This is a genomic window from Sphaerotilus sp. (assembly GCF_031429695.1).
In the GTDB taxonomy this organism is placed as follows: domain Bacteria; phylum Pseudomonadota; class Gammaproteobacteria; order Burkholderiales; family Burkholderiaceae_C; genus Sphaerotilus.
The window spans coordinates 1-8196 of the sequence record NZ_JANPAB010000028.1 but is presented as its reverse complement, the minus strand read 5'-3'; the positions used below and the strand labels follow the sequence as shown (position 1 = coordinate 8196).

Sequence of the window (8196 nt, the reverse complement as noted above, 5' to 3'; positions counted from 1 at the left end):
CGACCCCCTGGCTCTCAGCGCCTTCGTGTAGGGCGACCAGTTCTTCGTCGTGTACTTCTTCTTCGCCGGCTTGCTCATCCCGTCAGCCTACCTCACCGCTCGACCACCGGCCGGCTGGGTGGGTTGTGCAACAAAGCCGTTTGACTCCCGTATAGATTGCCTGAAAGCCTGCCCTGCCGACGTAACCTACGCTAACAGCCAGTCCTCCATGGTGCCGGTGCGAAACCCCTTCGCCCATCGGCAACACCACCCAAAATCGCGTATTCCATCACGAAAACGCAAAAACGGCCGAGGAGCCCACGCCCCTCGGCCGCCTTGTCAGCGCCGACCCACTCGCCAGCCCTACCGCCCGCGCATCACTTCGCCGTCGGCATCACAAATTCCGCACCCTTCGCGATACTCGCCGGCCACCGCTGCATCACCGACTTCTGCTTGGTATAGAACCGCACGCCCTCTTCCCCATAGGCGTGCATGTCGCCAAACAGGCTCTTCTTCCAGCCCCCAAACCCGTGCCACGCCATCGGCACCGGGATCGGCACGTTGATGCCGACCATGCCCACCTGGATGCGCCGCGCGAACTCGCGGGCCACGCCGCCGTCGCTGGTGTAGCAGGCCACCCCATTCCCGAACTCGTGGGCGTTGACCAGATCGACCGCCGTGGCGAAATCGGCCACGCGCACGCAGGCCAGCACCGGCCCGAAGATCTCTTCCTTGTAGATGCGCATCTCGGGCGTGACGTGGTCGAACAGCGTGCCGCCAGTCCAGAACCCGTCCTCGAACCCCGCCGGCCGGAAGCCGCGCCCATCGACGACGAGCTGCGCGCCCTCCTCCACCCCGATGCCGATGTACCCCTCGATCCGGTCCCGCGCCACCGCCGTGACGATCGGCCCCATCTCGGCGTCGAGTTCCATGCCGTTCTTGATCTTCAGCGCCCGGGCACGCTCGGCCACCAGCGGCACGACCTTGTCGGCGATGTCGCCCACCAGCACCGCCACCGAGATCGCCATGCACCGCTCGCCCGCCGAGCCATACGCCGCGCCGATCAGCGCGTCCACCACCTGATCGACATCCGCATCGGGCATCACGACCATGTGGTTCTTCGCGCCGCCAAGCGCCTGCACGCGCTTGCCGTGGTGCGCGCCGGTCTCGTAGATGTACTGCGCGATCGGCGTCGAGCCGACAAAGCTGACCGCCTTCACGTCCGGGTGCGTCAGCAGCGTGTCCACCGCGAGCTTGTCGCCCTGCACGACGTTGAACACCCCATCCGGCAACCCGGCCTTCTTCAGCAGCTCGGCCATGAACAGGCTGGCACTCGGGTCACGCTCGCTCGGCTTCAAGATGAAGCTGTTGCCGCAGGCGATCGCCACCGGGAACATCCAGCACGGCACCATGCACGGGAAGTTGAACGGCGTGATGCCGGCCACCACGCCCAGCGACTGGCGCATCGTCCAGTTGTCGATGCCGGTCGAGACCTGGTCGGTGTAGCCGCCCTTGAGCAGTTGCGGGATGCCGCAGGCGAACTCGATGATGTCGATGCCCCGGCTGACTTCGCCGATCGCGTCGGTGAAGACCTTGCCGTGTTCGGCGGTGATCATCGCGGCGAGTTCGTCGCGGTGCTCGTTCATCAGCGCGAGGAAGTTGTTCATCACCCGCGCGCGGCGGATCGGCGGCGTCTCGGACCACGCGGGGAACGCCGCCTTGGCCGACGCGACCGCGGCGTTCACCTCGTCCACCGACGCCAGCGCGACCTGCCGGGCCACGGCGCCGGTCGCGGGGTTGTAGACGGCCTGCGAGCGGCCGCTGGTGCTGGCGACGCGCTCGCCGTGGATGTAGTGACCGATGTCGCGGGTGTCGGTGTAGGGCTGCGTGCTCATGGGGGGACTCCGGTGGGGTGTTCTGGACAATATGCAGCGCAGTCTAGGCACACGCCCGGCGCGTGACCAGACCGGGTCGCTGGATACACTGTTCAATAATTCGAACAATCCTCCGCACAAACCCGGAACAAAGGCATCTGCCCCTGCCCACCATGGACACCCGCCGCGTCGATCACCTCTGGTCCCACGTCCACTGGCTCACCGTGCTGGGCGACCTGGGCAGCTACACCGCCGCCGCGCAGCGCCTGGGCGTGAGCAAGGCGGCGATGAGCCAGCGCATCAGCGAGCTGGAGCGGGCGGCCGGCGTGCCCCTCGTGCAGCGGACGACCCGCAGCGTGCGCCTGACGGAAGCCGGCCAGCAGCTCGTGGACAGCACGCGCAGCGCCTTCGAGCAGATCGAGCGCGGGTTCTCGGGCGTGAAGGATCTGGCCGCGCAACCACGCGGATTGCTGCGCGTGACGATGCCGGTGGCGCTGGGGCGGCAGACGGTGGTGCCGCACCTGCCGGCGTTCCTGCGGGCGTATCCGGAGGTGCGGCTGGAGCTGAACCTGTCGGACCGGCTCACCTCGCTGGCGCAGGAAGGCTTCGATCTGGCGATCCGCCACACCGAGCACCCGCCGGAGACGCATGTGGCGTGGCGGCTGGCGGACACGCGGGCGGTGCTGGTGGCGACCCGCGGCTATCTGGCCGAGCGCGGCACGCCGCAGCACCCGTCCGAGCTGGCGCAGCACGATTGCCTGCACTACATCCGCCCCGGCGATGCGCCGACGTGGCAGTTCCGCGAGGAACACGCTGCGGCCGGCACGCAGGCCAGCCATGTGACGGTGGCCGTGCGCGGGCCGTTCAGCGCCAACAACAGCGAAGTGCTGCGCGAAGCGGCGATGGCCGGGCTGGGCATCGCGCTGTTGCCGGACTTCAGCGCCGAAGCGGTGCTGGCATCGGGCGAGGTGGTGGAGGTGCTGCCGGCGTGGCGCAGCGTGGGCGCCTTCGGGGGGCACCTGTATGCCTTGCGCCCCTACAGCCCGCATGTGCCGCGCACCGTGCTGGCCCTGGTCGGGCACCTTCGGCAAACCATGGACAAAAAAAACCCACCCGGTTAGGGGTGGGTCGATAGACGCTCCGCAAGGAACGCCGTTGGGAACTGTGCACCAGGAGCGGGTTCGATGATTTTTTTGTCCGAACTCTCGACTCGCCGGCTTCAGATTTCTTTACGTTCAAGTAGTACACCGCGTGACAGCAACTGATTCGTACTGTACGGACAGGAACCCCAGACGCACATCCCCACGACGGTGGAAGTAACACTGGTAATCCATCACAAATATTCCCAATAACACCAATGCCACAAAATTTATCCATCTGACTTCATCTTGCGCTGATTGCACGCCAAATTGATCCTATCTCGACGTTCTACCCTCGCGAACCTGACACGCTGGGCCGCCTTGCTGGCGGCTCAACGTGTCCTGTCAGCCCCCAACACCCGCCTGCCACGCATCGCCGATCCGCGGTTCGGCAACGATCCGTTTGCGCTGGGTGTCGCCAGTGGCCAGCCACGCCCGCAGAGCGTGGTGCTGTGGACGCGCCTGATGGCCGATCCGGCACAACCCGGCGGCGGCTTGCCGCGGGCGCTGGTGCCGCTGACCTGGCAGGTGGCGGAGGACGAGGCATTCGCCCGCATCGTGCGCAGCGGCACCGTGCTGGCCGATCCGGCCCAGGCCCACAGCGTGCGGGTGCAGGTGGACCATCTGCGGCCGGCGTGGCGGTACTGGTACCGCTTCCTGGCGGGCGGCATCGCCAGTCCGGTCGGACGCACCCGCACCGCGCCCGCCGCAGACGCCGCAGTGGACCGGCTGCGTCTGGCACTCGCGTCCTGCCAGCACTACGAGCAGGGCTGGTTCACGGCCCACCGCGAGATCGCGGAGCTGGATCTGGACGCGGTGGTCTTCGTGGGTGACTACATCTACGACTCCAGCAACCGGCGGTTCCGCCTGCGCTCGCACGAGGCGGAGGCGCCGTGCACGCTCGACGGGTTCCGTGCCCGCTATGCGACCTACAAGCGCGACCCGGATCTGCAGGCCTGCCACGCAGCGCATCCGTGGATCCTGGCCTGGGACGACCACGAGGTGCGCAATGACTACGCCGGCACGTTCGGTGACGAGGACGAGCTGTCGCCCGAAGCCTTCGTGCGGATGCGGAGCGCCGCCTACCAGGCCTACTTCGAGCACCAGCCACTCGCGCTGGACCAGATGCCCGGGCCGCACGGCGTGCGCATGCACGACCGCTTCCGCTGGGGGCGGCTGGCCGATCTGTGGATGCTCGATGGGCGGCAATACCGCAGTCCGCAAGTCTGCAACGGGGGCCAGGTGGCGGGCGGCCATGTGCGCTGGCATTGCCCCGCACTCACCGACGACCAGGGCACGATGCTGGGCACCGATCAGGAGCGCTGGCTGCAGGGGGGCCTGCGCAGCGCGGGCGGTCGCTGGAAGCTGGTCGGCCAGGCCACACAGGTGAGTCCGTGGGGCCTGCCCGGCCCGGACGGCCAGCCGCTGGTCTACAGCGATGGCTGGGACGGCTATCCCGCCGCCCGCGCCCGGTTGATGGCGCACATCGCCACACACCGTCTGGAGAACGTGGTGTTCCTCGGTGGCGACGTGCACCGCCATGTGGCAGCGCAGCTACGGGCGAACGCCCACGATCCGCAGGCGCCAATCGTCGCCAGCGAGTTCGTCACCTCCTCCCTCACAACCGCAGGCATCCCGGAAACCCTGATGTCGCTGATACGCAGCAGCAATGTGGACATCCTGCACGCCCGCAGTGACGAGAGGGGTTATATGCAGGTAGATGTCACAGACCGGTCGCTACACTGTGTCGCAAGAGCTACAGGTTTCCCGGTTCTTGCGCACTCGGCGCTGCACACGCAAGCGCGGTTTCGCGTGGAGGCGGGACGGGCCGGCCCGCAACGTGAATGACCACGGCGGCCCGCGACACGACCTGAACACTCGGTGAAAGGTTCGGTGGATGAGGGCAACCGAACCGGCAGTGGGAGAAAGACAATGATTGCCGAAAGACGCACCCTGAGCAGCTGGTTCCACTGGTCAACCTGGTTTGCAGGCCGGTCCCGACGCGCCGCCGAGCGGCGCAAGGCCGAAGACTTCGCCGACTACGGCACCGCCTTCGGCCTGGACATGAGCATGGACACCAAAGGTGAGTCAGCGACCCGGCCTGCCGCTCAACCCACGCCTGCCAAGGCGCCGTCCGACAAGCGCTGAACCCTGTTTCGCCGCCGTGCGCGCCTCTCAGCGCACGAGCAGCACGGGCGTCTTGCAGTGCGCCATCACCCGGGTGGCGACCGAGCCGAGCACCAGATTGCCCAGCTCCGAATGCCCGTGCGACCCCATCATGAGCAGATCGAAGTTGCCCTCGGTGGCGCTCCTGGCGATGGTCTCGGCCACATGCCCGGTCTTGCTCAGGAAGGTGACCTTGAGTCCCTGCTTGTCGAGGAAACTGCGCAGCGGGTGGAACACCTTCTCGCCCTCGTCGGCATAGTACGAATGCAGCAACTCGCGGTCCAGCACAGCCGCCGCCCGCGGCGGGATCGGAGACACCACGGTCAGCACGGTGTAGCTATGCTGCGGACCTAGCCATTCCTCATGTGCAGCCCAGTAGGCCACCATGCGCCGGGTGAACTCGCTGCCATCGACTGCAACCAGAATCTTCATGACCGTTCTCCTAGTGTTGCGGTGGGGATGTACTGAAGTTTGTCAGCGAACGCTCAGCCGCGGCTTGATGTGCATCAACTTTGGTCGCGGCCGTGGCAGAGCTTGAACTTGCGGCCACTGCCGCAGGGGCAAGGTTCGTTGCGCCCCACCTTGGGCATGCCACGGCGCACGGTGGGCACCTTCAGGCGCTGCGTGCGGCCGATGGTGGCCAGGTCGATGACGGTAGCCACCAGATCCTCGATCGCTGCGTCGAGTGACTTGAGCGGCTGTTCCTCGTCCAGCGCCTTGGTGTAGGCCTGCTCGTCCTCGCTCTGCTCCGGCAGGTGGCGGCGCAGGCAGGCCAGCAGGTCGGACAGGTCGGCGTGGCCCAGCTCTTCCAGTGCGGGAAAGTGGTTCAGCGCGTGCTCGTAGCCCGTGACCCACGGGGCCAGCGCACCTTCAATCTCGGCACGGCCTGTGAGCGGCTGGTCATCGTCGTCAAGCGGCTGCATGACCACGGGGTCGAACCATTCGTCCTCGACCATCGCACGGTGGATCGCGTCGTAGCGACGCTGCACCAGGGCCATCAGGCGCTCGTGCTTGGCGGAATGCCATCCCGGGGTGTCGGGCGTGAGCACCTGACCGCCTTCGCCCAGGTTCCAGTCACAGGCCGGCGGCAGCCACTCGGCGATGTCGATGGCCATCGGCTGCGACAGCACGCCGCAAAGATAGCCATCGAGCATCACCACATCCAGCGCATCCAGCGGCTGGGGAATGGCGGCGAGCAGGTCGTCGAGTTCACCGATCTCGGCGTCGTTGAGGTCTTGGGGTGTGGTCATGGACAGGCCGTTCGATGCAGGTATGGCGGGTATTGTGCCGGTTGCCGCAGGTACGATGTCGGCATGGGACACCGACTCACTCAAATCAGCACCCGCACCGGCGACGACGGCACCACCGGCCTCGGCGACGGCACCCGCGTACCGAAAGACCACCTGCGCATCGCCGCGATGGGCGACGTGGACGAACTCAACTCGCAACTCGGCGTGCTGCTGGCCGAGCCGCTGCCGGCAGACGTGCGCGAGCTGCTCGTCGTCATCCAGCACGAGCTGTTCAACCTCGGCGGCGAGCTGTGCATCCCCGGCTACACGCTGCTGAAGGACGACGCCGTGCTGCGGCTGGACGAGGCGCTGGCAACGCACAACGCGACCCTGCCGCGCCTGCAGGAGTTCATCCTGCCGGCCGGCACCCGCAGCGCCGCCATCGCCCACGTCGCCCGCACCATCGCACGCCGGGCCGAACGCGCCGTCGTGACGCTGACGGCGCAGGAGCCGCAAGGGGTCAACGCCGCGCCGCGCCAATACCTGAACCGGCTGTCGGACCTGCTGTTCGTGCTGGCCCGGGTGTTGAACCGGGCCAACCTGGACGGGCTGGGCGGCGACGACGTGTACTGGAAGAGCGAGCGCCTCAGCCGCGCCGAGCCTTGACCGCCTGACTCAGCACCGCCAGCACGGCCTCGGAGTCGTCCCAGCCGATGCAGGCATCGGTGATGCTCTGGCCGTAGGCGAGCTGCGCGGGGTCGTCCTTGCCGGCGCTGAACTTCTGTGCGCCGGCCTTGAGGTGGCTTTCGACCATGACGCCGAACACGCTGCGGCTGCCACCGGCGATCTGGTCGGCGATGTCGCGGGCGACCACCACCTGGCGCTCATGCTGCTTGCTGCTGTTGGCGTGGCTGCAGTCCACCATCAGCGTGGCGGGCAGCTTGGCCGCGTCGAGATCCTTGCAGGCGGCGGCCACGCTGGCGGCGTCATAGTTGGGCACCTTGCCACCGCGCAGGATGACGTGGCAGTCGGTGTTGCCCTTGGTCTCGACGATGGCGACCTGCCCGTTCTTGTGGACCGACAGGAAGTGGTGCGGACGCGCCGCTGCCTGGATCGCGTCGGTGGCAATGCGCAGGTTGCCGTCGGTGCCGTTCTTGAAGCCGATCGGCGCCGAGATGCCAGACGCGAGTTCACGGTGGACCTGGCTCTCGGTGGTGCGCGCGCCGATGGCGCCCCACGCGATCAGGTCGCCGATGTACTGCGGCGAGATCACGTCGAGAAACTCGCCCGCCGCCGGCACGCCCAGCCGGTTGATGTCGACAAGCAACTGGCGCGCGATACGCAGGCCTTCGTGGATGCGGAAACTCTCGTCGAGGTAGGGGTCGTTGATCAGGCCCTTCCAGCCGACCGTCGTGCGCGGCTTCTCGAAGTACACGCGCATCACGACTTCCAGCGTGTCGGCGTGGTGCGCGCGTTCGGCCTTGAGCTTCTTCGCGTATTCCAGCGCAGCCAGCGGGTCGTGGATCGAGCACGGGCCCATCACCACCAGCAGGCGGTCGTCCTGGCCGTTCAGGATGCGGCGAATCGATTCGCGCGTGCTGCCGACCAGCGCTTCGATCGGCGTGCCGGCGATCGGGAAGAAGCGGATCAGGTGCTCGGGCGGCGGCAGCGGCGTGACGTCCTGGATGCGCTGGTCGTCGGTCTGGCTGGTCTTCTCGCTGAGCGTGTAGCCGTGGCCGTCGTTGGCTTGGCTGCTGGTGAGGGGGCTCATGCGGTTTCTCCTGTCGAAGCTCTGGAAAGTGAAGGGCA

General features: G+C 67.2%; 8 protein-coding genes. 4 read left to right on the top strand and 4 right to left on the bottom strand.

Going from position 1 to position 8196, the window contains the following annotated elements:
- Nucleotides 1-356 precede the first annotated feature (356 nt).
- Complete coding sequence (locus RMP06_RS05600; protein ID WP_310460787.1) at nt 357-1874, bottom strand: CoA-acylating methylmalonate-semialdehyde dehydrogenase; 1518 nt, start codon at nt 1872-1874, stop codon at nt 357-359.
- Nucleotides 1875-2026: 152 nt separating this feature from the next.
- Here RMP06_RS05600 and RMP06_RS05595 point away from each other — a divergent pair, with 152 nt between their 5' ends.
- From RMP06_RS05595 to RMP06_RS05585, 3 genes are all read left to right on the top strand, one after another.
- Nucleotides 2027-2974: a LysR family transcriptional regulator gene (locus RMP06_RS05595; protein ID WP_310460786.1), complete on the top strand. Its 948-nt coding sequence runs from the start codon at nt 2027-2029 to the stop codon at nt 2972-2974.
- A 339-nt stretch (nt 2975-3313) separates the two neighbouring features.
- Nucleotides 3314-4840, top strand: a complete 1527-nt coding sequence (locus RMP06_RS05590) for an alkaline phosphatase D family protein (protein ID WP_310460785.1) — start codon at nt 3314-3316, stop codon at nt 4838-4840.
- Between the two features lie 84 nt (nt 4841-4924).
- The gene (locus RMP06_RS05585; protein ID WP_310460784.1) at nt 4925-5140 is read left to right on the top strand and encodes a hypothetical protein; all 216 of its coding nucleotides are present in this window, start codon (nt 4925-4927) and stop codon (nt 5138-5140) included.
- Between the two features lie 27 nt (nt 5141-5167).
- Here the strand turns inward: RMP06_RS05585 and RMP06_RS05580 are convergent, their stop codons facing one another.
- Complete coding sequence (locus RMP06_RS05580) at nt 5168-5590, bottom strand: universal stress protein (protein ID WP_310460783.1); 423 nt, start codon at nt 5588-5590, stop codon at nt 5168-5170.
- 74 nt (nt 5591-5664) lie between these two features.
- Nucleotides 5665-6408: a UPF0149 family protein gene (locus RMP06_RS05575; RefSeq protein ID WP_310460782.1), complete on the bottom strand. Its 744-nt coding sequence runs from the start codon at nt 6406-6408 to the stop codon at nt 5665-5667.
- Nucleotides 6409-6471: 63 nt separating this feature from the next.
- On the opposite strand from RMP06_RS05575, the gene RMP06_RS05570 reads away from it, so the two are divergent.
- Complete coding sequence (locus tag RMP06_RS05570) at nt 6472-7053, top strand: cob(I)yrinic acid a,c-diamide adenosyltransferase (RefSeq protein ID WP_310460781.1); 582 nt, start codon at nt 6472-6474, stop codon at nt 7051-7053.
- Here RMP06_RS05570 and RMP06_RS05565 read toward each other — a convergent pair.
- Nucleotides 7034-8158 carry a 3-deoxy-7-phosphoheptulonate synthase gene (locus RMP06_RS05565; RefSeq protein WP_310460780.1) on the bottom strand — a complete coding sequence of 375 codons (1125 nt, stop codon included), beginning with the start codon at nt 8156-8158 and terminating at the stop codon, nt 7034-7036. The genes RMP06_RS05570 and RMP06_RS05565 overlap by 20 nt on opposite strands.
- Nucleotides 8159-8196 lie beyond the last annotated feature (38 nt).

What these genes read in the sequence shown, in the direction of transcription:
- RMP06_RS05600 (WP_310460787.1), bottom strand. Translation starts at nt 1,874, where the DNA reads ATGAGCACGCAGCCCTACACCGACACCCGCGACATCGGTCACTACATC.
- RMP06_RS05595 (WP_310460786.1), top strand. Translation starts at nt 2,027, where the DNA reads ATGGACACCCGCCGCGTCGATCACCTCTGGTCCCACGTCCACTGGCTC.
- RMP06_RS05585 (WP_310460784.1), top strand. Translation starts at nt 4,925, where the DNA reads ATGATTGCCGAAAGACGCACCCTGAGCAGCTGGTTCCACTGGTCAACC.
- RMP06_RS05580 (WP_310460783.1), bottom strand. Translation starts at nt 5,590, where the DNA reads ATGAAGATTCTGGTTGCAGTCGATGGCAGCGAGTTCACCCGGCGCATG.
- RMP06_RS05575 (WP_310460782.1), bottom strand. Translation starts at nt 6,408, where the DNA reads ATGACCACACCCCAAGACCTCAACGACGCCGAGATCGGTGAACTCGAC.
- RMP06_RS05570 (WP_310460781.1), top strand. Translation starts at nt 6,472, where the DNA reads ATGGGACACCGACTCACTCAAATCAGCACCCGCACCGGCGACGACGGC.
- RMP06_RS05565 (WP_310460780.1), bottom strand. Translation starts at nt 8,158, where the DNA reads ATGAGCCCCCTCACCAGCAGCCAAGCCAACGACGGCCACGGCTACACG.